Origin of the sequence: Umezawaea tangerina (genome assembly GCF_003002815.1) — a bacterium.
Taxonomy (GTDB): Bacteria; Actinomycetota; Actinomycetes; order Mycobacteriales; family Pseudonocardiaceae; genus Umezawaea; species Umezawaea tangerina.
The window spans coordinates 51,679-73,394 of the sequence record NZ_PVTF01000020.1 but is presented as its reverse complement, the minus strand read 5'-3'; the positions used below and the strand labels follow the sequence as shown (position 1 = coordinate 73,394).

Below are 21,716 nucleotides of genomic sequence, written 5' to 3'. Positions count from 1 at the left end.
GCCCGCTGTTCACCGTGACGTGGCCGCCGGTACCTCATAACGTGGCCGGCAGGACGCTCCGCGCGGCGAAGCTGCCGCCGTGGGAGTCGGGACACGAGGAGGTCGACCATGGCGCGCACGGTTCTCGCCGGGGTGGTGTTCACCACCATGGCGCTCGTAGGCATCGCGGTGCTGCCCGCCGCATCGGCCGCGCGGCAGGACACCGGCGAGGTGGCCGTCCAGCAGTGGCGGCACCCGGACGGCCCGCTGGTGATCGGGCACCGCGGCACGGCGGGCTACCGGCCGGAGCACACGCTGGCGTCCTACGAGCTGGCCGTGCGGATGGGCGCGGACTACCTCGAGCCGGACCTGGTCTCCACCAAGGACGGCAAGCTCGTCACCAGGCACGAGAACGAGATCGGTGGCACGACGGACGTCGCGGCGCACCCGGAGTTCGCGGGCCGCAAGGCCACCAAGGTGATCGACGGGGTCGCGCTGACCGGCTGGTTCACCGAGGACTTCACGCTGGCCGAGCTGAAGACCCTGCGCGCCAAGGAGCGCATCCCGGAGACGCGGGCCCGCAACACCCTCTACGACGGCCGGTTCGAGATCCCGACGTTCCAGGAGGTGATCGACCTCCAGCGGCGGCTGTCCAAGGAGCTGCGGCGCGACGTCGGGATCTACCCGGAGACCAAGCACCCCACGTACTTCCAGGACATCGGGCTCGCGCTGGAGCCGAAGCTGGTCGACGCGCTCAACCGCAACGGGCTGAACCGCCGTGACGCCAAGGTGTTCGTGCAGTCGTTCGAGGTGGCGAACCTCAAGACCCTCAACCGGTCGCTGCGGGTGCCGATCGTGCAGCTGGTCAACGCCACCGGCGCGCCCTACGACTTCGTCAAGGCCGGTGACAGGCGCACCTACGACGACCTGGTCACGCCCGCCGGGCTCAAGGAGGTCGCGACCTACGCCGACGGCATCGGCCCGTCGAAGGACCGGATCATCCCGCGCGACGCGGCCGGTTTCCTGCTGGCGCCGACGAACCTGGTGCGGGACGCGCACGCCGCGAAGCTGGTCGTGCACCCGTTCACCTTCCGCAACGAGAACACGTTCCTGCCCGCCGACTACCGGTCCTCGGCCGACCCGGCCGCCTACGGCCGCGCGTTCGACGAGTACGCGAAGTTCTTCGCCACGGGCATCGACGGGCTGTTCAGCGACAACGCGGACACCGCGGTGGAAGCGCTTTCCACCCTGCGGCGCTGACACCACCGCACGCGCGACGGCCTCCCCCGCACGTCGTGGGGGAGGCCGTCGCGCGCGTCAGCCGGTCTTGACCAGGTCCTCCTGGCCCGCGAGCAGGCCCCGCCGGGCGAGCTCGGGCCGGACGCCCTCGCCGAACCAGTACGCCTCCTCCAGGTGCGGGTAGCCCGACAGCACGAACTCCTCGACGCCCAGCGAGTGGTACTCCTCGACCAGGTCGGCGACCTCGCTGTGGCTGCCGACCAGCGCCGTGCCCGCACCGCCGCGGACGAGCCCGATGCCCGCCCACAGGCCGGGGTGGATCTCCAGGCCGCGCACGCCCGCGCCGAGGTCGCCGCCGTGCAGGGCGACCATCCGCTGCTGGCCGACGGACTGGCTCGCGCCGAGCTGCGACTGGGCCTTGCGCACCTGTTCCGGGTCCAGCGCGTCCAGCAGCTTCGCCGCCTCCAGCCACGCCTCGGCCGACGTGTCGCGGCTGATCGTGTGCAACCGGATGCCGAACCGGATCCTGCGGCCCCGCGCCTCCGCCAACGCGCGCACGCGGCCGATCTTCTCGGCCACCGCCTCGGGCGGCTCGCCCCAGGTCAGGTACACGTCGGCGTGCCGGGCCGCCACCGGGAGCGCGGCGTCCGAGGAGCCGCCGAAGTAGATCCGCGGCGTCGGGTCCGGGGCGGCCAGCACGGTCGCGCCCGCGACCCGGTAGTGCTCGCCGGAGAAGTCGAACGGCTGCCCGCTCCACGCGTTGCGCACCACGTGCAGGAACTCGTCGGTGCGCGCGTAGCGCTGGTCGTGGTCGTGCCAGTCGCCGAACCGCTGCTGCTCGACCGCGTCCCCGCCGGTCACGACGTTGAGCAGCAGCCGCCCCCTGGAGATCCGCTGGTAGGTCGACGCCATCTGCGCGGCCAGCGTCGGCGAGATGACACCGGGCCGGAACGCCACCAGGAACTTCAGCGCCTTCGTCTCGGCGATCAGCGCGGCCGTGGTCAGCCACGCGTCCTCGCACCAGGTGCCGGTCGGGGTGAGCACGCCGACGAAGCCGTTCGCCTCCGCGGCGCGGGCGACCTGCGCCAGGTAGTCGATGTCGGCCTCCCGCTGCGCGGGCGCGCCCTGGGTGCGGTTCGCGTGGAACCGCTCGACGATCGTGCGGCCGTCGCCCGAGGTCGGCAGGAACCAGTGCAGGGTCACGCTCATGAGTTGCCTCCGCGGGCGGCCTTGAGGTCCTCCTGGAACCGGCGGTCGGTGAACTTCGCGAAGTCCACCTTGCCGGGCAACGTCCTGTCCTCGCTGAACGCGTCCGCCAGGTCCTGTTCGGACTTCACGACGGCGTCGTCGAGCGCGACCGGCAGGTCACCGCCGCGGTCGACGGCGGCGCGGGCGACCTCGATCTTCAGCCCGGTCTCCTCCGCCCACGCCCGCGCCCACTCCTCGCGGTGGGTGTCGGCCCACTGCTGGGCCTTCGCCAACCGGATGAGCAGGTCCTTGATCGCCGAGTTCTTGCCCGCGTCGGACAGCGCGGCGGTGCCCGCGACCTGGAACGTGTAGCCGTTCGAGGTGCCCTCACCGGTCGCCAGCACGCGGGCGCCCGCCTCCAGCTCGGCCTGCGCGGTGTAGGGGTCCCAGACCGCCCAGGCGTCGACCTGCTTCTGCGTGAACGCCGCGTAGGCGTCCGACGGCTGCAGGAAGTTCAGCGTCACGTCCTTTGTGGACAAGCCAGCCTTGCGCAGGGTCAGGAGCACCTGGCCGTGCGCCGAGCTGCCCTTCGCCACGGCGACCTTCCTGCCCTTGAGGTCGGCGACCTCCTTGAGCGGCGAGTCGCCGGGCACCAGGAACGCGTCGCTGGTGACGTTGCCCTTCGCCACCGACACGGCGGCGATCTTCGCGTTCGCGGCCGCCGCGAAGATCGGCGGCGTGTTGCCGACCCCGCCGACGTCGATCGCCCCGGCCGACGCGGCCTCCAGCAGCGGCGGACCGGACGTGAACGTGGCCCACTCGATCTTGTACGGCGCGTCGGCGAGCAGGTTCGCGGCCGTGAGCAGCGACTTCGAGCCGCCCTTCTGGTCGCCGACCTTCAGCGTCACCTTGGCCAGGTCCTCGGCGCTGACGGCGTTCGGCACCCGCGAGGACGTCGTGGCCGCCGTCCCGCAGGCGGCCAGCAGTCCCGCGGCGAGCACACCCACCAGCAGATCCCTAAGCGGCTTCAACGTCGTCAACCCCCAAGTCGGCCAGCACCCTGGTGCGGAGCTCGGCGAAAGCGGCTCGGCGCCTCGGCCTGGACAGGCCGACGCGGTGTTCGGCGACGATCCGGCCCTCGTCCAGCACGAGGATCCGGTCGGCGAGGAGCAGTGCCTCGTCCACGTCGTGGGTCACCAGCAGCACGGCGGGCCGGTGGTCGCGCCACAACTGGTCGACGAGGTGGTGCATCGCGAGCCTGGTCAACGCGTCCAGCGCGCCGAACGGCTCGTCCAGCAGCAGCACGTCCGGTTCGCGGACCAGCGCGCGGGCCAGCGACACCCGCTGCGCCTCACCACCGGACAGGGTCAACGGCCACGCGTCCACGTGGTCGGTCAGCCGCACCTCCGCCAGCGCCTTCTCGGCGACGGCGCGCCCGGCGGCCTTCTGCTTGCCCGCACCCCTCAGCCCGAGGGACACGTTGCGCCACACCCGCCGCCACGGCAGCAGCCGCGGCTGCTGGAACGCCACGGACACCGTGCCGGGCACCTCGACCGTCCCCCGCACCTCGGCGTCGAGCCCCGCCAGGATCCTCAGCAGCGTGGACTTCCCGGACCCGCTGCGCCCCAGCAGCGCCACGAACTCGCCGGGCCGGATGTCGAGGTCGACCTCGTCGAGCACCCGCCGGTCACCGAACTCCTTGACCAGCCCCCGAACGCTCACCGCACCTGCCACCGCAGCAACCTCCTCTCCAGCCCGCGCACGAGCCCGTCGGTCGCCAACCCCAGCAGCGCGTAGACCAGCAGCCCGACCACCACCACGTCCGTGCGCAGGAACTCCCGCGCGTTGTTGATCAGGTACCCGATGCCCGCGTCCGCGTTGACCTGCTCCGCGACGATCAGCGACAACCAGGCCGCACCGAGCGAGATCCGCAGCCCCACCAGGGTTTGCGGCAGCGCCGACGGCAGCACGACGTGCACCACCCGCTCGACGGCCGTGTACCCCAGCACCCGGCTCGCCTCCAGGAGACCGGGGTCGGTCTGCCGGATGCCCGCGTGCAGGTTGAGGTACAGCGGGAACGCCACCCCGGCCGCCACCAGCGCCAGCTTCGGCTCCTCGCCGATGCCGAACCACAGGATGAACAGCGGGATCAGCCCCAGGTGCGGCAACGTCCGCAGCATCTGCACCGGCGGGTCGAAAATCCTTTCCCCCCAACGGGAAAGCCCCGACGACAACCCCAGCGCGACACCCACGAGCGCCCCGATGGCGAACCCGCCGAGGACCCTCCCCATCGACACCAGGAACGCACTGCCCAGCTGCCCGTCCGCGGTCAGCTCCACCGCGGAGCCCAGCACCGTCACCGGCGACGCGAGCTTGTCCGGCGGCAGCACACCGCTGCTGCTCGCGACCTGCCAGAGGACGACCAGCGCGAGCGGGCTGATCCAGCGGCGCAGATCGGGCGGACGACGTTTTCGAGATCTCCGGGTGCCACCCGCCACGGCCGTTGCATCATCCGGGCGCGCGAGTACACCCGCGGCGGAAATCGACACGATTTCTCCCAGCGGTGACCGAAAAGGAATGCGGGCGTCAGCGCCCGGACGTCAAACGATGATCAGCGCGCGCGACAGATCGCACTCGCCTGCCGCCGGAGGTCGACGTGCAGACGAGCGACCAGAACCTCGCGCTCACCCATGACCCCGAGTTTTGGGGCCGCGCAACACGATGTCAACGCACGGACACCCCCGTCCCGAATGCTGACACACCTCGGTGTACGAGCCTTCCCGGCAAAAGGAGCAACCAGGCGGACAGGCTGACAGGCCGACTCCAGCCCTAAAGCCACCAGCCCGACCAACCGCCGGACACCCCACGGAACGTGGCCGATTTTACTTGGGGTTTTTGGGCCTAAAATTGGTCGGCGGGCAGGCTCTACCACCTGCCCTTTTTCGCCCGACGAGGCCCAAAAAGAGGGGCCCCAAGTCAAATCGGCCACAGCACGCTGACAGCCGAAGCCACGGCCCGACCCCGCCGGAACCCGAAGCCAGAACCAATCCACCCCAACGAAAAGGGGCGGTCCGAAGACCGCCCCTCCTCACCGAGCCGTGATCACCCCAGCATGTCGTGCCGCACGATCGTCTGGTCGCGTCCCGGACCGACTCCGATCGCCGACATCCGAGCCCCGGAGATCGACTCCAGGAACTCCACGTAGGCCCGTGCGTTCGCGGGCAGCTCGTCGAACGAACGGCAGCCGCTGATGTCCTCGAACCACCCCGGCAGCTCCTCGTAGACCGGTACGGCGTGGTGCACGTCGGACTGCGACATCGGCATCTCCTCGACGCGGGTGCCGTCGATCTCGTACGCTACGCACACCGGGACCTTCTCCAGGCTGGAGAGCACGTCCAGCTTGGTCAGGAAGTAGTCCGTGATGCCGTTGACCCGTGCCGCGTACCGGGCGATCACCGCGTCGAACCACCCGGTGCGCCGGTTGCGGCCGGTCGTCACGCCGACCTCGCCGCCGGTCTTGCGCAGGTACTCGCCCATGTCGTCGTTCAGCTCGGTCGGGAACGGCCCGGAGCCCACGCGTGTCGTGTACGCCTTCAGGATCCCGATCACCGTCGTGATCCGCGTCGGCCCGATGCCCGATCCGGCGCACGCGCCACCCGACGTCGGGTTGCTGGAGGTCACGAACGGGTAGGTGCCGTGGTCCACGTCCAGCAGGGTGCCCTGCGACCCCTCCAGCAGCACCGTCTCGCCGCGCTCCAGCGCCTGGTTCAGCAGCAGCCGGGTGTCGGCGATCCGGGAGGCGAACTTGCTGCCGTGCTCCAGCACCGTGTCGACGACCTGGTCGACCTCGAGGCCCTTGCGGTTGTAGACCTTGACCAGCATCTGGTTCTTGATGTCCAGCGCGGCCTCGACCTTCTGCCGCAGGATCTTCTCGTCGAGGAGGTCCTGGACGCGGACGCCGACGCGGGCGAGCTTGTCCTGGTAGCACGGGCCGATGCCGCGACCGGTGGTGCCGATCTTGGCCTTGCCGAGGTAGCGCTCGGTGACCTTATCGATGGCCACGTGGTACGGCATGATCAGGTGCGCGTCGGCGGAGATCAGCAGGCGGTCGGTGTCGACGCCCTTCTCCTCCAGCCCGCCCAGCTCGGCCAGGAGCACGCCGGGGTCGACGACGACACCGTTGCCGATGACGTTCGTCACTCCGGGCGTGAGGATGCCCGAGGGGATCAGGTGGAGGGCGAAGTTCTGGCCGTCGGGCAGCACGACGGTGTGCCCCGCGTTGTTGCCGCCCTGGTAGCGCACGACCCACTGGACGCGCTCCCCGAGCAGGTCCGTGGCCTTGCCCTTGCCCTCATCGCCCCACTGGGCACCGATCAGCACGACGGCCGGCATGTGAAACTCCAAGGGGTAGGACTGGGAAGGGCAATGCCGGTGCATGAGGGTAGACCAGGAGCTGATGGTGCGCGGAATCGTGCTGGCCTGCGGAAACGCCAGCCTCGACAATGAGTCGCCGATGATCACTGAGCGTGACGGCATCGAGGTGCTCCAGGTGCCCTCCCGGCCTGGAAAAGCGCACGTCGACGCGATCACGTCCGATTTGGGTGACCGGCGTCTCGTCGTCGCGGGGACCGACGCGGACCTCAACGCGGTGGTGTTGAGGTTGTTGCGGACCGAGCGTGTCGCGGAGGTGCCGCTGGCCTACGTGCCGTCGTCGCCGGAGTCGGCCGTGGCCGCGCTGTGGGGGCTGCCGACCGACACCGGCCGCGCCCTCGACCTGGCGCTGTCCGGCGACCCGGACAAGGTGCCGGTGCTGCGCGACGACACCGGCGGCGTGCTGGTCGGCCTCGGCGTGATCAGCCCGGTGCGCGGTGTCGGCTACTGCGACGACGACAACGTGCTGCGCGGCCAGGCCACCCGCCTGGAGGTCACGCCGGACCCCGACGGCGGCGCCGGGCTCATCGTCCGGGTGATCCACAAGCGGCTGCTCGGCCGGAAGGTGCGGGAGACCGCCGGACGCGCTTTCCAGCTCGGCTGCCTGCCGACCGCGGTGACGTCCGACGGAATCGCGCACCCCCGCCAGATGAACAAGTGGACCTGGTACCGCCACACGGAGGATCTGCGACTGGTGCGCGGGTTGTAGACCCCGAAGCATTCTTCGAGAAGTAACCGGAAAGCATTGTTCTGAACCGTTCGACGGTCCGACAGTAATTCCGATCCACCAATCGGGAGGTCGGAAACATGTCAACGGTCAACAATGCCGTCCGCAGGACGGCCCTGTCATTGCTGACAACCGCCGCGCTCGCACTCGGACTCGCCACGTCCGCGAACGCGACACCACCGGGCATCCCCAGCACCGCCACCGCGAAGTCCGAGCTAGCGGCGTTGACGGTGGCCACCGACGGAGCCATGACGGGGTATTCGCGCGATCTCTTCCCGCACTGGATCACGATTTCCGGTGCCTGCAACACCAGGGAGACCGTGCTCAAGCGCGATGGTTCCGGCGTGGTCACGGATTCGAGCTGCGCCGCTACTTCCGGAAGCTGGTTCAGCCCTTATGACGGGGCCACCTGGACGGCCTCGTCCGATGTGGACATCGACCACGTCGTGCCGTTGGCCGCGGCATGGCGGACCGGTGCGCGGAATTGGACGACGGCCAAGCGCCAGCAATTCGCGAACGACCTGAGCGGGCCGCAGCTGATCGCGGTCACGGACAACGTGAACCAGGCCAAGGGCGACCAGACCCCGGCCACCTGGAAGCCGCCGCTGACGTCGTACTGGTGCACCTACGCGAAGATGTGGACGCGCACGAAGTACAAGTGGGCGCTTACCGTGAACTCGTCGGAGAAGGCAGCGTTGCAGGACATGCTCGGAAGGTGCTGATGGCCGAATACTCGTCACCGTTCGTCGCGGGCCCCGGCGGGATCATGACCGACGACGTCGGCGTGATCACCGGCGAGCTGGAGCTGCGCACCGTGCTGGCCGAGGACGGGTCGGTGCGGGCCGAGGTGCGCTACGAGGGAGCGGACGAGTGGTACGCCCTCACGGGTGGTGCCTGCGCGCTCAAGGACCCGGAGGACCTCTCCGCCGTGCACGAGCTGCTGGTCGGGGTGCTCAACCGGCCTGAGGGCTGACGCCGTGAGGGGGCCCCGGTCCCCTCACGGCTTGCGGGACAGCGGCGGCAGCGCCTCCGCGGCCTCCGCCCGCGTGAGGCCGGTGGCCTGGAGCAGGTCGACCGCGACCGAGCGGATCTGGGCGAGCACCACCCTGGTCGAGAAGCCGTCGCCGCCGAGCTCCCGCGTGGTCGCCGTGCTGGCCGCGTCGCGGACCGCCGCACGGGTCCGTTCCGGCCGCTCGCCGCGGGCCAGCTCGGTGCGCAGCAGGTCCACCGCGTCGGCGTAGCTGCGCAGCACGTCGGGCAGGATCTCCGGCGTGCCCTCGCCGTCGCGCAGGGCCGCCATGGCGCGCCGGGCCAGCACCCTGGTGTTGCGCAGGGCGTAGTCGACGGGGGCGGCGGCCTCGCGGTAGCGGTCCAGCTCGTCGCGGCGGCGCCAGCGGATCGGCGCGATGGTCGCGATCTCCTTGCCCGCCTTGAGCGCGTCCTTGAAGTCGTCCACGGCCGACTGGCTCTTGCGCAGCTGCGCGAGCACACCCGCCGCCTTCACGGTGTCGTGCTCGTCCACGGCGCTCGCGATGCCGCGCAGGGCCGTGGACAGCTCGCCGAGCACGACCTTGCCGTGCCGGTGGGCGATCGTGAGCGGGTTCGCGGGCAGCAGCGCCGTCACGGCCAGGCCGACGAGCCCGCCGACCAGCGCGTCCACCATCCGGTCGAACCCGCCGTTCGTGCTGGGCGGCAGCAGCGTCGCCACCAGCACCGCGGACGACCCGGACTGCAGCGCGATGACCGCGCCGCCGTCGAGCAGCACGGCCGCCGACATCGCCAGCGCCACGACCAGGGCGATCTGCCACGGCCCCGAGCCGATCTGCGAGATCAGCACGTCGCCGACGCCGACGCCCACCGAGACGCCGACCACGAGCTCGGCCACCCGGCGCGGCCGCTGCCCCAGCGAGACGCCGAGGCAGACGACCGCGGAGATGGGCGCGAAGAACGGGTGCGGGTGCCCGACGAGCGCCGTCGCCACGAACCACGCCAGCCCGGCGGCCAGCGCGGCCTGCACGATGGGCAGCGCGGTGCGCTGCCACCGCCGCAGGCGCCGCGACAGCTCCGCCCGCACCGCGCCCATCCGGATCAGCCCAGGCCGAGGGCGGCGGGCGCCTGCGGGTCGCTGTCGACGAGGAACTTCGAGCAGCGCTCGTACTCCTCCGCCTCGCCGATCTCGTCGGCCGCCCGCGCCAGTGCCGCGAGCGCGCGCAGGAAGCCCTGGTTCGGGCGGTGCCGCCACGGGACCGGCCCGAAGCCCTTCCAGCCGGCCCGGCGGAGCTGGTCGAGGCCGCGGTGGTAGCCGGTGCGGGCGTAGGCGTACGCGGCGACCGGGTCGCCCGCCTGCAGGGCGCGCTCCGCGAGCAGCGCCCACGCCTCGCTGAAGTCCGGGTAGGCGCGGACGATCTTGCCCGGATCGGTGCCGCCGTCGGAGGCGGCCTGCGCCTCCGGGCGTTCCGGCAGCAGGGTCGGGTCCGGACCGAGGAGGTTGGTCATGGGGTAATCGTGCCCCACCGCCGCCGTCAGGACAGGAACACCCTCGCGACCACGGCCACCATCGCGAACACCAGTGCCGAGACGACGACGCCCGCGACGACCTTCTTGCCCATGTCGATCTCCTGTTCGTTCTCAGCGGACTCTCAGCGGGGTACCTTCCCGCGATCCGCCGTCCGGAGCAAAGCCGCTCACCCGTTGGGGTGTCATCGCCGCCATTCGCCCTGGTCGGCGGCGACCCCTAGGGGACATCTCGGCAAAGACCAGGGAGAGCCGCGCTTCCAGCGGGAACTCCCGCCGCGCATCATGACCGGGTGAACACGGGGGTAAGGGGACGCGTCGCGGACTTCCGCGACCAGTACTGGGAGCGCGGAGAACCCGGCCGCGACACGCCCACGCCGCTCGCCGAGCTGCTCTACCGGCTCTGGCTCGTCGGGCTGCTGTTGAAACTGCTCGGCTCGTCGTGGGACGTCGCCTGGCACTTCAAGTGGCTGCGCGACGAGCTCGCACCGCCGCACCTGCTCAACACCGCGGGCACGATCATCGTCGTCGCGCTGACGCTGTTCCACACGTTCACCGGCTACGGGGTGGACCGGCTCGCGCTGCGGCTGATGCAGTGGGGCACCGGGGTGTTCCTCATCGCGCTGCCCATCGACCTGATCAACCACCGCATCAACGGCCTCGACATCACGTCGTGGAGCGGCTCGCACGCGATGCTGTACCTGGGCACCGCGATCATGCTCGCGGGCGCCATCCGCGGCTGGCTGCGCCACTACCCGAAGGGCCGCGCGGGCACGTTCGGCCTGGCGGCGCTGTGGGCGTTCTTCCTGGAGAACACCTGGTTCCCCAACCAGCACCAGGAGTACGGCGTGGTCTCGCTCGCCGCCTGGGACGCCGGCAGACCCGAGGCCGAGCCGATCCTGCTCCAGTTCGCCGCCGACCAGATCGGCCGCCCGGTCGACCGCAGCGCCGTGCTCAGCTTCGCGCTCCCCATCGCCGACTGGGTCTACCCGCTGTGGGGCCTGGTCTCCACCGGCGTCGTGCTCGTGCTGGCCAGGCGCACCATCGGCAGGCCCTGGTCCGCCACCCTCGTCGCGGGCGGCTACGTCGCCTACCGCTGCCTGGTCTGGCCCGTCCTCATGGGCATCGGCTTCCCCACCTCCGCCATGCCCCTCTTCCTGCTCCTCGTCGGCGTCTGCGTCGACCTCGCCCACACCTCCGCGCTGCCCAGGGTGGCCGCCGCGGTGCTGGGCGCGGCCGCCGTGACCGGCATCGGCTACGGCGGCATCTGGGTCCAGCAGCAGTGGCTCGCCGCACCCCCGATCCTGTACCCGTCGGCCTGGGTGACGTTCGCCCTGCTGACGGCGCTGTGGCTGGGCGTGGACCAGTGGGCACGACGACGGGCTCCGGCGCTCGCCTGAGCGGTCCTAGAGCCCGACGAGGCGGAACAGGGCCTCGATGGTCCGCCCCACTGTCCTGCGGACCGACTCGATCCCGGCGAACAGGGCGGTCGTGGCGAGCACGACCAGGCCGACGAGCCTGGTCGTGCCGTTCACGCCCCCTGCCGCCTCACCGACCACCAGGACGCTGCCCAGCACCAGCGCGACCATCGCCAAGGCGTAGCCGCCGCGTGTCGAAGCGGGTGAGGTGAGGCCCAGCGCGGCGTACTGCTCGGGCCGGTAGAGCCGTTCGCGGTCGGGTGGGTCCACGTCGTGCGGGTACAGCCGGGCCAGCGCGTCGACCACGTGCACCCAGAACGCCGAGCTCGCGGGCGGCACCTCGCCGACGAGGAACGCCCTGGTCGCCACCGGGTCGAACGGGACGGCGCCGAGCGGCTGGGCGCCGAACGAGCTGGTCCCGTTGCGCAGGACCACGGTCGGGTCCTCGAACACCTTGTTGAGGACGAACCCGGTGATCTTGTGCCCCAGCCCCTCGTCGCTGAGGGACTCCGCGAGGTGGCGGGTCGCCTGGAACGAGGTGGTGTCCGGCTCCGACACCAGGATGATGTCGTCGACGACCCGTCCGATGGCGAACGTCTCCTCGTCGACCCCGCCGCGGCAGTCGACGACCATGGTCGCCTCCTCGGTCATCAGGGCCGCTTTGAGCCTGCCGAGCGACCGCTCCAGGAGAAGGGCCACCGGTGGCTCGGAGGGGACCACGGGCTCGGAACGCACCAGCTTGAGCTTGCGGAAGTCCCCCACCGGCAGGAACAGCGCGTTGCCGGAGCGCGGAGCGAAGGTGACCCGCTGGAGGTACCGGGAGCGCAGTTCCCCGTCCTCGACGGGTCTGCCGAGCAGCAGGTCGGTGAGGCCGTTGCGGATGTTGCGCACGTAGTTCAGCGCCAGGTAGTACGAGAGCCCGCCGGTGCCGAGGTCGCCGTCGACCAGCAGGACGGGGTGGTCCTCGCCCGAAAGCCTGCGCGCGATCGTGGTCGCGACCATCGTCTTCCCGGACCCGCCCTTGCCGGACATGACGGCGATCACCCGGCCGCGTGCGCTGTCCGGTCGCAGCTCGCCGGTGGACGGGGTGTCCTCGGTCATCTCCGCTCCCCTCCGCTGCCGGGTTGGCGGTCGAGGGAGCCGCGCTGCCCCAGTTCCTCGATCTTCGCCTCGTACTCGCGCTTGGCGGCCGACTCCGAGCGGCCGCGGAGGTGACCCGCGACGCGGACGACCACCAGCAGGAAGGACGTCAGCGCGACCGAGAGGAACGCGCTGAAGACGCACAGCACGTTGAACTGGCCCGGATCTATCCCGAACCCGTCGACGAAGACGTGGTAGACGCCCTTGCCCGCGAAGAACCCCGTGCAGGCGAGGCACAGGATGAACACCGCGAAGCCGAGGGTCACCTCCTGCCCGGAGGCCCGCATGGTGATCAGGGCCGGGATCTTGATCTGGAACAGCTGCCCGCGCTGACCGGGCAGGCGCACCACCTGCGTCGCGAGCTTGCCCGCGACGATGATCGCGATCGGGGCCAGCACGATCCACGAGAAGACGAACTTGAGCGCGTTCTCCAGCAGCTGCTGCCACTGGTCGGGGTCGCCGGAGGACGGCTGACCGCCGGGGACCGGCGCACTGGACGACTCCACCACCACGCCCTCCCGACTCGGCCTGGTGATCACATCGACCGGCCGGCGAAGGGCGTTACCGGACAACGAGAATGCCCCCCGGCGAACCGAGGGGCATTTCGCGTCGAACCGAAGGACTCAGCCGGCGATCATGCGGCCGGAGGACTTCAGGTGTTCGCAGGCCTGGGCGATGCGGGCGCCCATGCCGACCTCGGCCGCCTTGAGGTAGCTGCGCGGGTCGTACACCTTCTTGTTGCCGACCTCGCCGTCGATCTTCAGCACACCCTCGTAGTTGGTGAACATGTGCTGGACGATCGGCCGGGTGAACGCGTACTGCGTGTCCGTGTCGATGTTCATCTTCACGACGCCGTAGGAGAGCGCCTCGTGGATCTCCTCCAGCAGCGAGCCGGAGCCGCCGTGGAAGACGAGGTCGAACGGCTTGGAGCCCGCGGGGAGGCCGAGCTTCTCCACGACCGCGTCCTGGCCCTGCTTGAGGACCTCGGGACGGAGCTTGACGTTGCCCGGCTTGTAGACGCCGTGCACGTTGCCGAAGGTCGCGGCGAGCAGGTAGTGGCCCCGGTCGCCCGCGCCGAGTGCTTCCACGGTCTTCAGGAAGTCCTCGGGGGTGGTGTAGAGCTTGTCGTTGATCTCGTTGTCGACGCCGTCCTCCTCGCCGCCGACGACACCGACCTCGATCTCCAGGACGATCTTCGCCTTGACGGCTTCCTGGAGCAGGTCGGCGGCGATCTTGAGGTTCTCGTCGAGCGGCACCGCGGACCCGTCCCACATGTGGGACTGGAACAGCGGGTTCTCGCCGCGGGCGACGCGTTCCTGGCTGATCGCGACCAGCGGGCGGACGTAGCCGTCCAGCTTGTCCTTGGGGCAGTGGTCGGTGTGCAGCGCGATGTTGACTGGGTACTTCGCGGCGACCACGTGTGCGAACTCGGCCAGTGCGACAGCGCCGGTGACCATGTCCTTGACCTTGGTGCCGGACGCGAACTCCGCACCGCCGGTCGAGACCTGGATGATGCCGTCGCTCTCGGCCTCGGCGAATCCGCGGAGTGCCGCGTTGAGGGTCTCCGACGAGGTGACGTTGATCGCGGGGTAGGCGAATTCGTTCGCCTTCGCGCGACCGATCATCTCGGCGTAGACCTCGGGGGTTGCGATGGGCATCGGTCGTCCTCCTCAGGTGCCCTGAACGCCGTATCAACGGCATCCTACGACGCCGCCGTGCGGACCCAGTCGATCATGGGCATAGTTGGCCCATGGCTACCGCGCGGTGGAACGGCGAAATTATCGCGAGCAGTGACGAAACGCAGGTCGTGGAGGGCAACCAGTACTTCCCGATGTCGTCGGTCGAGTCGAAGTTCCTCAAGCCCTCGGACACCACCTCGCGGTGCCCGTGGAAGGGCACCGCGAGCTACTTCTCCCTCGACGTGAACGGCGCGGAGAACACCGACGCGGCCTGGTACTACCCGGAGCCGAAGGCGGAGGCCGCGCAGATCAAGGACCACGTGGCGTTCTGGCGGGGCGTCGAGATCACCGCCTAGAACAGCGCGGCGGCCAGCTCCCGGAACGCCTCGGGGTCGTGGCCGCCCTGCGGGGCGATGACCTGCACGGCGACGTGGTCGGCGCCCGCGGTGAGGTGGGCGTGCAGCCGGATCGCGACCTGCTCCGGGCTGCCCCACGCGACCAGGGCGTCGACCAGCCGGTCGCTGCCGCCGTCGGCGAGGTCGTCCTCGGTGAAGCCGAGGCGCAGCCAGTTGCCGGTGTAGTTGCGCAGCCCGAGGTAGAGCTGGATCGACTGGCGGGCGAGCGCGCGGGCGGCGTCCGGGTCGGTCTCCAGGACGACGTGCTGCTCCGGCGCGAGGACCGGGCCGACGCCGAGGACCTCGCGGGCCGTGGCGGTGTGCTCGGGCGTCACGAGGTACGGGTGGGCGCCCGCGGTGCGGTCGGCGCCGAGCTTGAGCACGCGCGGGCCGAGCGCGGCGAGGATCCGGCGGTCCTGCGGCACGTCAAGCTCGTCGAGGTACGACACGAGCTTGTCGTAGGGCTTCACGTACTCGCCGACGGCCTCGGGATGGCTCGCGCCGATGCCGACCAGGAACCGGCCGGGGTGCTCGTCCTCGATCCTGCGGTAGGTGGCGGAGAGCCGTTCGGCGGGCTCGGACCAGACGTTCACGATGCCGGTGGCGACGGTGAGCTCACGGGTGCCCGCGAGCACGTCGGACACCGCTTGGAGGTCACCTCCGGGGGAGCCGCCGAGCCACAGGGTCCGGTAGCCGAGCTGCTCCAGCTCGGCCGCGGCGTCCCCCGCCCCGACCCACAGCTGCGCCTGGCTCCACACGCCGAACGTTCCCAGCTCCACTGCCATGTCGACTCCCCGTTGATCGGATCGGACCTCTCCGGCCAACCCTTCCCCTGCGGCTTTTAATCCGCCCGGTGGAGTCCCCGCCGTGCGGTTAGATTCGACCCATGACGAAACTGGGGAACAGCGACCTGGACGTGTCCCGCCTGACCCTCGGCGGCAACGTCTTCGGGTGGACCGCCGACGAGGAGCAGTCCTTCGCGGTGCTGGACGCCTACACGCGGGCGGGCGGCAACTTCATCGACACCGCCGACCTGTACGCGGGCGGCAAGTCCGAGACGATCCTGGGCAGGTGGCTGGCCGCGCGCGGCAACCGGGCGGACGTCCTGATCGCCACCAAGGTCGGCATGACCAAGGGCCTGGACAACCTCAAGCCCGCCACGATCGAGGCCGCGGCCGAGGCGTCGCTCAAGCGGCTCGGCGTCGACCACATCGACCTGTACTACGCCCACCGCGACGACCTGGACACGCCGACCGAGGAGTCGCTGGCGGCGTTCGACCGGCTCGTCCGGGCGGGCAAGGTCCGGCAGATCGCGGCGTCGAACTACTCCGCGGAACGGCTGGCGAACGCCCTGGCCATCTCCGACCGCGAGGGCCTGGCCGGGTTCGTGGCGCTGCAGCCCGAGTACAGCCTGGTCGCGCGCTCGGCCTACGAGGGCGACGTGGCCGACGTCGTGGCCGCGAACGACCTGTCCGCACTGCCCTACTGGGGCCTGGCGAAGGGCTTCCTGACCGGCAAGTACCGCCCCGGCGTCGACGTGGACAGCCCGCGCGCGGCGGGCGCGACCAAGTTCCTCGACGACCGCGGCCTGCGCGTGCTGGCCGCCCTCGACGAGATCTCCGCGGCCCGCGCCACGTCGGTCGCCGCCGTCGCGCTCGCCTGGCTCACCGCCCAGCCGACCGTGCCCTCTGTGCTCGCCAGCGCGCGCAACACCGAGCAGCTCGACGCCCTCCTCCCGGTGCTCGACCTGACCCTCAGCAACGCCGAGGTCGACCGCCTCACCGACGCCAGCGTCTAATTGAACTCGCCAGTAGCTTACTGGCGGTAAGTTGAGCTACGGTGGCCTTCCGGAACTGCTCGGGAGGTCACCGTGGACGTCAACGGCAAGGTTGTCCTGATCACCGGCGCGGCCAGGGGCATCGGCGCCGACGCCGCCCGGCGCCTCGCCGCCCGGGGCGCGAAGCTCGCCCTCATCGGCCTCGAGGGCGACCTGCTGGCCCAGGTCGCCGCCGACTGCGGCGGCCGGGCCTGGGAGGCCGACGTCACCGACTGGTCCGCCCTGGAGACCGCCGTGGCCGGCGTCGTCGAGCACTTCGGCGGCATCGACGTCGTCGTCGCGAACGCCGGCATCGCCTCGGCGGGCTTCGTCCGCTCCATCGACCCGCCCGCGTTCGAACGCGTCATCGAGGTCAACCTGCTCGGCGTCTGGCGCACCGTCCGCACCTGCCTCCCCCACCTCATCGCCAGCCGCGGCTACTGCCTCGTCGTGTCCTCACTGGCCGCGATCGTCCAGATCCCCGGCAACGCCGCCTACTCCGCCGCCAAGGCAGGCGTCGAGGCCTTCGCCAACAGCCTCCGCGCCGAGGTCCGCCACCTCGGCGTCGACGTCGGCATCGCCTACTTCTCGTGGATCGACACCGACATGGTCAACGGCGCCGACCAACACCCCGTCCTCGGCCCCATGCGCCAAGCACTACCAGGCCTGGCCAGCAAGAAGTACGACGTCTCCGACGTGGGGAAAGCCGTCGCCAAGAGCGTCGCGAAACGAGCGCGGGCAGTACACGTACCAGGCTGGGTCGGCCGCGTGAAGGTGCTCCGCGCCTTCACACCGGCCGTGGTCGAACGACGATCAGCCGCAGTCGTCCCCAAGGGCGACAAAGCCATGCTGGCCGACATCGCCCAACGCGGCGCCAAAGAATCCTCACGCCCCGTAGGCCCAGGCGGACAAGCGGCAACCCGCTAACCAGCAAACCCAACCCAACCCACCCCACCCAGCGACGCGGAAGCGAGCAACCCGCCCACAACGCTGGAAGCGAGCAACCCGCCCAACGACGCTGGAAGCGAGCACGCCCGTCCGCTGGCGGCCGGCTTGACTTGGGGTTTTTGGGCTTAAAATTGGTCGGCGGGCAGGCTCTACCACCTGCCCTTTTTCGCCCGACGAAGCCCAAAAAAGGGGCCCCAAGTCAAGCCGGCCGCACCGCCCACGGCCGCAGCGATACCCCGTTGACCTAGGCAGCGACACCCCGTTCACCTAGGCAGCGACACCCAGCCTCAACCTCGGCGAACACACCCCCTAAAGCAACGTCCCCTTCACCGCATTCCACTCCCGCACCCCGATCCTCCCCACGACCCCCGCCGGCGCGTACGGGTCCGCCGCCAGGTACCCCCGCACCTCCGCCTCGTCCGCCGCCTCGAACACCAGCAGCGCCCCGAGCCCGTCCGCGTAGGGCCCCGAGAGCAGCAGGACACCCTTCTCCACCAGCGTGTCCAGGTACTCCCGGTGGCGCGGCCGGACCTCCTCCAGCTTCGCCGTGTCTGGGCCGTACACGAACTCGACCGCGAACCTGGCCATGCGCACCTCCAGCGAGAACCTGTGTTGCCGAACCGAAGCTACCCGGAGACCGGTAACGTCCTCCCCGTGGTCGGTCCCGAGCAGAACAACAGCGGCGTCGTGCGCGTGCAGGACACGCTGACCAACCTCCGCATCCAGGACGGCGCCGCTCCGGCGCCCGCCGGTCCGCTGACGCTGGAGGACCTCTACCGCCAGCACCGGATGCGGTTGGTCAGACTGGCGCTGCTGCTCGTCGACGAGCCCGCGACAGCCGAGGACGTGGTGCAGGAGGCCTTCACGGGTCTGCACCGCAACTGGGGCAACCTGCGCGACGCGCAGGCGGCCCTGGGGTACCTGCGGACCGCGGTCGTCAACGGGTCGCGCAGCGTGCTGCGCAGGCGCAAGACGGCGCGTGACTACACGCCGCCGCACGCGGTGAACGCGCGTTCGGCCGAGAGCCTCGCGATGCTCACGGCGGAGCACCAGGCCGTGGTCGCGGCGCTCCAGCAGCTGCCGCCGAGGCAGCGCGAGGTGCTCGTGCTGCGCTACTACGGCGACATGTCCGAGGCGGAGATCGCCGAGGCCACCGGGATCTCGAAGGGCACCGTGAAGTCGACGGCCAGCCGTGCCCTCGACGCGCTGCAGAAGATCATGGCGGCGCGCTAGTCCCGCGATGACCCGCCGGGTGCCCGCGTGGTCCCGGACGGCCGCGTCGCGCTAGGCGCGGTGGACCTCCACGCCGCGTTCGAGGTACGGCGCGACGGTGTGGTCCGTCGCGCCCTTGTCGGTCACCAGCACGTCGACCTCGTCGGTGCCGCAGATCTTGGCGAGGGTCCGCCTGCCGAGCTTGGACGAGTGCGCGACCACGACGACGCGTTCGGCGTGGGTGGCGAAGACCCGGTTCAGCTCCGCCTCGCCCTCGTGGCGGGCGGTGGCGCCGAGCTGCGGGTCCAGGCCGTCGACGCCGACGAAGGCGATGTCCAGGGACAGCTCGTCGGCGATCCTGGCCGCCAGCGGACCGATCAGCTGGTAGGACTGCGGCCGCGCCACCCCGCCGGTGACGACGAGCTTCACCCGCGGTCGGACGACCAGCTCGCCCGCGATGTTGAGGGCGTTGGTCACCACGGTCAGGTCGAGGTCCGGCCTGGTCACGAGCCCCCTGGCCACCTCGGTGACGGTGGTGCCGCCGGTCAGCCCGACCACCGAGCCCGGTTCGGCGAGGGTCGCCGCGGCCCGGCCGATGCGCTGCTTGTCGTCGGCTTTGAGGGTGCTCTTGTAGCGCATCGGGAGGTCGTAGGACACGGCCTGGGCGATCGCCCCGCCGTGCGTCCGGCTGAGCAGCTGCTGCTCGGCGAGGTGGTCGAGGTCCCGGCGGATGGTGGCCCCCGAGACGCCCAGCTCGGCCGCCGCCTCGTCGGTCCCGAGGCGGCCGCGGGCGGCGAGCATCTCCAACAGGGCGGTGAGCCGCTCGTACCGGTTCATCGCCCACATGATTCCGCGACCGGACCCATTCCGGTGCTTGGTATAGACCAATGGGCGGTGCATGCCGCAGTATCGACCCTCGTGGCACGCACGAGACACGTGGTGGCCGTCGACGTCGGCGGAACCGAGACCAAAGCGGCGCTGGTGGCGGGTACGCCCGAGCGCGTCGTCGCGGTGGAACAGCGGCGGCGGGGTACCCCCAGGGGTGTGGACGGTCCGTCGACAGCCGAGGCGGTCGTCGACCTGGTGGTCGACGTCGTCGACGCGCTGCGGCCGACCGCCGAGCACGGGATCGACGCCGTCGGCGTCGTCGTTCCCGGCGTCGTGGACGAGCGCGAGGGCATCGGGGTGTACTCCACCAACCTGGGCTGGAACGACTTCCCGTTCCGGGATCTCATCGCCGAGCGCACCGGGCTGACCGTCGCGTTCGGACACGACGTGCGCGCGGGCGGTCTCGCCGAGTGCCGGATGGGCGCCGCGCGCGGCCTGCGCAACGCGGTGATCATGCCGATCGGCACCGGGATCGCGGGCGCGCTCGTGCTGGACGGCCGGATCTACGGCGGCGGCGGGTACGCGGGCGAGGTCGGCCACGTCGACGTCGGCCACGGGGACCCGTGCGGCTGCGGGCAGACCGGGTGCGTCGAGGTGCGCGCGTCCTCCGGGGGCATCGCCCGCCGGTTCACCGAGCGGACCGGCGTCCGGGTGGGCGGCGCGGCGGAGGTGGCCGCCATGGTCCGCGCGGGTGACGACGACGCGGCGGTCGTGTGGGACGAGGCGATCGACGCCCTCGCCAGGGGGATCGTGGTGCTGGCGGGCGTGCTCGGGCCGGAGGCGGTCGTGCTCGGCGGCGGACTCGCGCTGTCCGGCGACCTGCTGGTCGCGCCACTGGGCAAGAAGCTGGACGGGTTGATCACCTTCCAGCGACGACCTGAACTGCGGCTGGCCGCGCTCGGCGACGAGGCCGGTTGCCTCGGTGCGGCGCTGCTCGCCATCGACGAGTTGGAGGGTTCATGAGCACGTGGGGCGGACCGGTGGACGTGACCTTGACCGGTGGTCGGGTGGTCACGCCGGACGGCGTGCTCAAGTCCGGCTGGCTGGCGGTGCGCGACGGCCGGATCCTGGCCGTCGGCGAGGGCACCCCGCCCGACGGGCCGACCACGGACGTGGGCGGGTCGTTGGTGGTTCCTGGTTTCGTCGACATCCACTGCCACGGCGGCGGCGGTGAGGCGTTCACCAACGCCGACCCCGACCGGGTGCGCAAGGCGGCGTCGGCGCACCGCAGGCACGGCACGACCACGCTGCTGGCCAGCCTGGTGTCGCGGCCGGTGCCGGAGATGGTGGAGCAGATCGCGAAGCTGGCCGAACTGGTGCAGGAGGGCCTGATCTCGGGCCTGCACCTGGAGGGCCCGTTCCTGTCGGCCGCCCGGTGCGGCGCGCACGACCCGGCGATCCTGCGGCCGCCGGACCGCGACTCGGTGACCAGGCTGCTCGACGCGGGCAAGGGCGCGGTCCGGATGATCACGCTGGCCCCCGAGCTGGAGGGCGCGGTCGAGGCCGTCCGGCTGCTGGTCGACAACGATGTCCTGGCCGCCGTCGGCCACACCGACGGCACCGAGGCGCAGATCCGGCCCGCCATCGAGGCGGGCTCGACCGTGGCGACGCACCTGTTCAACGGCATGCGCCCGCTGCACCACCGCGAGCCCGGCCCGATCGGCGCGTTGCTGGACGACGAGCGGGTCACCGTCGAGCTGATCTGCGACCTCGTGCACCTGCACCCGACGACCGTGCACCTGGCCGCGAAGCACGCGGGCGCGGGCCGGACCGTGCTGATCACCGACGCCATCGCGGCGGCCGGGGTCGGCGACGGCGTCTACGACGTGGGCGGCCTGGAGGTGCGCGTCGTGGACGGCGTGCCGACGCTCGCGGGCGGCGGCTCGTTGGCGGGCAGCACCCTGACCATGGACGCGGCGTTCCGCAACGCTGTTACGGCTTGTGGGCTGAGCATCGTCGAGGCGTCGCACGCGGCGTCCACCCGGCCCGCCGCACTGCTCGGTCTGGGTGACCAGACCGGCGAGCTGCGCGCCGGGCTCGCGGCGGACCTGGTCGTGCTGGACTCCGAGCTGCGGCCGCGCGACGTGATGAGCAAGGGCGCGTGGGTGAAGGACTAGACCGACCCGATCGGCTAGTTTCGAG

25 protein-coding genes are annotated in these 21,716 nt (G+C 71.0%); 11 read left to right on the top strand and 14 right to left on the bottom strand.

Annotation, left to right across the window (positions count from 1 at the left end; translation table 11 throughout):
- The first annotated feature begins 108 nt into the window (after positions 1-108).
- Positions 109-1,239: a glycerophosphodiester phosphodiesterase gene (locus CLV43_RS42895; RefSeq protein WP_245887463.1), complete on the top strand. Its 1,131-nt coding sequence runs from the start codon at positions 109-111 to the stop codon at positions 1,237-1,239.
- Positions 1,240-1,296: 57 nt separating this feature from the next.
- On the opposite strand, the gene CLV43_RS42890 is transcribed toward CLV43_RS42895, so the two are convergent.
- The 6 genes from CLV43_RS42890 to CLV43_RS42865 all read right to left on the bottom strand — a co-directional run bounded on the left by CLV43_RS42890 (position 1,297) and on the right by CLV43_RS42865 (position 6,798).
- Positions 1,297-2,427, bottom strand: coding sequence for an LLM class flavin-dependent oxidoreductase (locus tag CLV43_RS42890; protein WP_106196101.1), 1,131 nt, complete (start codon positions 2,425-2,427; stop codon positions 1,297-1,299).
- Positions 2,424-3,413 (bottom strand): ABC transporter substrate-binding protein, encoded by a 990-nt coding sequence (locus tag CLV43_RS42885; protein WP_106196099.1) that lies wholly within the window; start codon positions 3,411-3,413, stop codon positions 2,424-2,426. The genes CLV43_RS42890 and CLV43_RS42885 overlap by 4 nt, the downstream gene beginning before the upstream one ends.
- Before the next feature lie 10 nt (positions 3,414-3,423).
- Positions 3,424-4,140, bottom strand: a complete 717-nt coding sequence (locus CLV43_RS42880) for an ABC transporter ATP-binding protein (RefSeq protein WP_106196097.1) — start codon at positions 4,138-4,140, stop codon at positions 3,424-3,426.
- Complete coding sequence (locus CLV43_RS42875; protein WP_106196095.1) at positions 4,125-4,955, bottom strand: ABC transporter permease; 831 nt, start codon at positions 4,953-4,955, stop codon at positions 4,125-4,127. The genes CLV43_RS42880 and CLV43_RS42875 overlap by 16 nt, the downstream gene beginning before the upstream one ends.
- Positions 4,956-5,017: 62 nt before the next feature.
- The gene (locus tag CLV43_RS50565; protein ID WP_106196093.1) at positions 5,018-5,098 is read right to left on the bottom strand and encodes a putative leader peptide; all 81 of its coding nucleotides are present in this window, start codon (positions 5,096-5,098) and stop codon (positions 5,018-5,020) included.
- 410 nt (positions 5,099-5,508) lie between these two features.
- Positions 5,509-6,798, bottom strand: a complete 1,290-nt coding sequence (locus CLV43_RS42865; protein ID WP_106196091.1) for an adenylosuccinate synthase — start codon at positions 6,796-6,798, stop codon at positions 5,509-5,511.
- Between the two features lie 121 nt (positions 6,799-6,919).
- On the opposite strand from CLV43_RS42865, the gene CLV43_RS42860 reads away from it, so the two are divergent.
- From CLV43_RS42860 to CLV43_RS42850, 3 genes are all read left to right on the top strand, one after another.
- A complete protein-coding gene (locus CLV43_RS42860) occupies positions 6,920-7,546 on the top strand; it encodes a hypothetical protein (RefSeq protein WP_245887461.1) in 627 nt (208 codons plus the stop codon).
- A 98-nt stretch (positions 7,547-7,644) separates the two neighbouring features.
- Complete coding sequence (locus CLV43_RS42855; RefSeq protein ID WP_106196089.1) at positions 7,645-8,286, top strand: HNH endonuclease family protein; 642 nt, start codon at positions 7,645-7,647, stop codon at positions 8,284-8,286.
- Complete coding sequence (locus CLV43_RS42850) at positions 8,286-8,537, top strand: hypothetical protein (RefSeq protein ID WP_106196257.1); 252 nt, start codon at positions 8,286-8,288, stop codon at positions 8,535-8,537. Before CLV43_RS42855 ends, CLV43_RS42850 begins: the two co-directional genes overlap by 1 nt.
- A gap of 24 nt (positions 8,538-8,561) precedes the next feature.
- On the opposite strand, the gene CLV43_RS42845 is transcribed toward CLV43_RS42850, so the two are convergent.
- Both CLV43_RS42845 and CLV43_RS42840 read right to left on the bottom strand, forming a co-directional pair.
- Entirely contained in the window at positions 8,562-9,647 is a 1,086-nt protein-coding gene (locus CLV43_RS42845) for an FUSC family protein (RefSeq protein ID WP_211304832.1), read from the bottom strand.
- A gap of 5 nt (positions 9,648-9,652) precedes the next feature.
- Positions 9,653-10,060 carry a DUF3151 domain-containing protein gene (locus CLV43_RS42840; protein WP_106196087.1) on the bottom strand — a complete coding sequence of 136 codons (408 nt, stop codon included), beginning with the start codon at positions 10,058-10,060 and terminating at the stop codon, positions 9,653-9,655.
- A gap of 311 nt (positions 10,061-10,371) precedes the next feature.
- On the opposite strand from CLV43_RS42840, the gene CLV43_RS42835 reads away from it, so the two are divergent.
- Entirely contained in the window at positions 10,372-11,478 is a 1,107-nt protein-coding gene (locus CLV43_RS42835; protein WP_106196086.1) for a hypothetical protein, read from the top strand.
- A gap of 6 nt (positions 11,479-11,484) precedes the next feature.
- Here CLV43_RS42835 and CLV43_RS42830 read toward each other — a convergent pair whose 3' ends face one another.
- The 3 genes from CLV43_RS42830 to fbaA all read right to left on the bottom strand — a co-directional run bounded on the left by CLV43_RS42830 (position 11,485) and on the right by fbaA (position 14,294).
- The gene (locus tag CLV43_RS42830; protein WP_106196084.1) at positions 11,485-12,597 is read right to left on the bottom strand and encodes a CpaE/TadZ family protein; all 1,113 of its coding nucleotides are present in this window, start codon (positions 12,595-12,597) and stop codon (positions 11,485-11,487) included.
- A complete protein-coding gene (locus CLV43_RS42825) occupies positions 12,594-13,142 on the bottom strand; it encodes a hypothetical protein (protein ID WP_146175133.1) in 549 nt (182 codons plus the stop codon). Before CLV43_RS42825 ends, CLV43_RS42830 begins: the two co-directional genes overlap by 4 nt.
- A 117-nt stretch (positions 13,143-13,259) precedes the next feature.
- A complete protein-coding gene (gene fbaA, locus CLV43_RS42820; RefSeq protein WP_106196081.1) occupies positions 13,260-14,294 on the bottom strand; it encodes a class II fructose-bisphosphate aldolase in 1,035 nt (344 codons plus the stop codon).
- 92 nt (positions 14,295-14,386) lie between these two features.
- On the opposite strand from fbaA, the gene CLV43_RS42815 reads away from it, so the two are divergent.
- Entirely contained in the window at positions 14,387-14,671 is a 285-nt protein-coding gene (locus CLV43_RS42815; protein WP_106196079.1) for a DUF427 domain-containing protein, read from the top strand.
- Here CLV43_RS42815 and CLV43_RS42810 read toward each other — a convergent pair.
- On the bottom strand, positions 14,668-15,495 hold the full coding sequence (locus CLV43_RS42810) for an LLM class F420-dependent oxidoreductase (RefSeq protein WP_106196078.1): 828 nt from the start codon (positions 15,493-15,495) through the stop codon (positions 14,668-14,670). The genes CLV43_RS42815 and CLV43_RS42810 overlap by 4 nt on opposite strands.
- Before the next feature lie 101 nt (positions 15,496-15,596).
- Here CLV43_RS42810 and CLV43_RS42805 point away from each other — a divergent pair, with 101 nt between their 5' ends.
- On the top strand, positions 15,597-16,508 hold the full coding sequence (locus CLV43_RS42805; protein ID WP_211304831.1) for an aldo/keto reductase: 912 nt from the start codon (positions 15,597-15,599) through the stop codon (positions 16,506-16,508).
- Positions 16,509-16,580: 72 nt separating this feature from the next.
- Entirely contained in the window at positions 16,581-17,453 is an 873-nt protein-coding gene (locus CLV43_RS42800; RefSeq protein ID WP_106196074.1) for a short-chain dehydrogenase/reductase, read from the top strand.
- Between the two features lie 330 nt (positions 17,454-17,783).
- Here CLV43_RS42800 and CLV43_RS42795 read toward each other — a convergent pair whose 3' ends face one another.
- Positions 17,784-18,062 (bottom strand): YciI family protein, encoded by a 279-nt coding sequence (locus CLV43_RS42795; RefSeq protein ID WP_106196073.1) that lies wholly within the window; start codon positions 18,060-18,062, stop codon positions 17,784-17,786.
- Between the two features lie 66 nt (positions 18,063-18,128).
- Between CLV43_RS42795 and CLV43_RS42790 the strand changes: the two genes are divergently transcribed.
- Entirely contained in the window at positions 18,129-18,707 is a 579-nt protein-coding gene (locus CLV43_RS42790; protein WP_106196071.1) for a SigE family RNA polymerase sigma factor, read from the top strand.
- A gap of 51 nt (positions 18,708-18,758) precedes the next feature.
- On the opposite strand, the gene CLV43_RS42785 is transcribed toward CLV43_RS42790, so the two are convergent.
- Entirely contained in the window at positions 18,759-19,523 is a 765-nt protein-coding gene (locus CLV43_RS42785) for a DeoR/GlpR family DNA-binding transcription regulator (protein ID WP_106196069.1), read from the bottom strand.
- A gap of 81 nt (positions 19,524-19,604) precedes the next feature.
- Between CLV43_RS42785 and CLV43_RS42780 the strand changes: the two genes are divergently transcribed.
- On the top strand, positions 19,605-20,537 hold the full coding sequence (locus CLV43_RS42780) for an ROK family protein (protein ID WP_245887460.1): 933 nt from the start codon (positions 19,605-19,607) through the stop codon (positions 20,535-20,537).
- A complete protein-coding gene (gene nagA / locus CLV43_RS42775) occupies positions 20,534-21,691 on the top strand; it encodes an N-acetylglucosamine-6-phosphate deacetylase (protein ID WP_106196066.1) in 1,158 nt (385 codons plus the stop codon). The genes CLV43_RS42780 and nagA overlap by 4 nt, the downstream gene beginning before the upstream one ends.
- Positions 21,692-21,716: the final 25 nt, after the last annotated feature.

Excerpts from the sequence above, each read along its gene's own strand:
- CLV43_RS42845 (WP_211304832.1), bottom strand. The coding sequence starts at position 9,647 with ATGGGCGCGGTGCGGGCGGAGCTGTCGCGGCGCCTGCGGCGGTGGCAG.
- CLV43_RS42890 (WP_106196101.1), bottom strand. The coding sequence starts at position 2,427 with ATGAGCGTGACCCTGCACTGGTTCCTGCCGACCTCGGGCGACGGCCGC.
- nagA (WP_106196066.1), top strand. The coding sequence starts at position 20,534 with ATGAGCACGTGGGGCGGACCGGTGGACGTGACCTTGACCGGTGGTCGG.
- CLV43_RS50565 (WP_106196093.1), bottom strand. The coding sequence starts at position 5,098 with ATGGGTGAGCGCGAGGTTCTGGTCGCTCGTCTGCACGTCGACCTCCGG.
- CLV43_RS42815 (WP_106196079.1), top strand. The coding sequence starts at position 14,387 with ATGGCTACCGCGCGGTGGAACGGCGAAATTATCGCGAGCAGTGACGAA.
- CLV43_RS42895 (WP_245887463.1), top strand. The coding sequence starts at position 109 with ATGGCGCGCACGGTTCTCGCCGGGGTGGTGTTCACCACCATGGCGCTC.
- CLV43_RS42795 (WP_106196073.1), bottom strand. The coding sequence starts at position 18,062 with ATGGCCAGGTTCGCGGTCGAGTTCGTGTACGGCCCAGACACGGCGAAG.
- CLV43_RS42805 (WP_211304831.1), top strand. The coding sequence starts at position 15,597 with ATGACGAAACTGGGGAACAGCGACCTGGACGTGTCCCGCCTGACCCTC.
- CLV43_RS42810 (WP_106196078.1), bottom strand. The coding sequence starts at position 15,495 with ATGGCAGTGGAGCTGGGAACGTTCGGCGTGTGGAGCCAGGCGCAGCTG.
- fbaA (WP_106196081.1), bottom strand. The coding sequence starts at position 14,294 with ATGCCCATCGCAACCCCCGAGGTCTACGCCGAGATGATCGGTCGCGCG.
- CLV43_RS42850 (WP_106196257.1), top strand. The coding sequence starts at position 8,286 with ATGGCCGAATACTCGTCACCGTTCGTCGCGGGCCCCGGCGGGATCATG.
- CLV43_RS42860 (WP_245887461.1), top strand. The coding sequence starts at position 6,920 with ATGATCACTGAGCGTGACGGCATCGAGGTGCTCCAGGTGCCCTCCCGG.
- CLV43_RS42865 (WP_106196091.1), bottom strand. The coding sequence starts at position 6,798 with ATGCCGGCCGTCGTGCTGATCGGTGCCCAGTGGGGCGATGAGGGCAAG.
- CLV43_RS42840 (WP_106196087.1), bottom strand. The coding sequence starts at position 10,060 with ATGACCAACCTCCTCGGTCCGGACCCGACCCTGCTGCCGGAACGCCCG.
- CLV43_RS42855 (WP_106196089.1), top strand. The coding sequence starts at position 7,645 with ATGTCAACGGTCAACAATGCCGTCCGCAGGACGGCCCTGTCATTGCTG.
- CLV43_RS42830 (WP_106196084.1), bottom strand. The coding sequence starts at position 12,597 with ATGACCGAGGACACCCCGTCCACCGGCGAGCTGCGACCGGACAGCGCA.
- CLV43_RS42785 (WP_106196069.1), bottom strand. The coding sequence starts at position 19,523 with ATGAACCGGTACGAGCGGCTCACCGCCCTGTTGGAGATGCTCGCCGCC.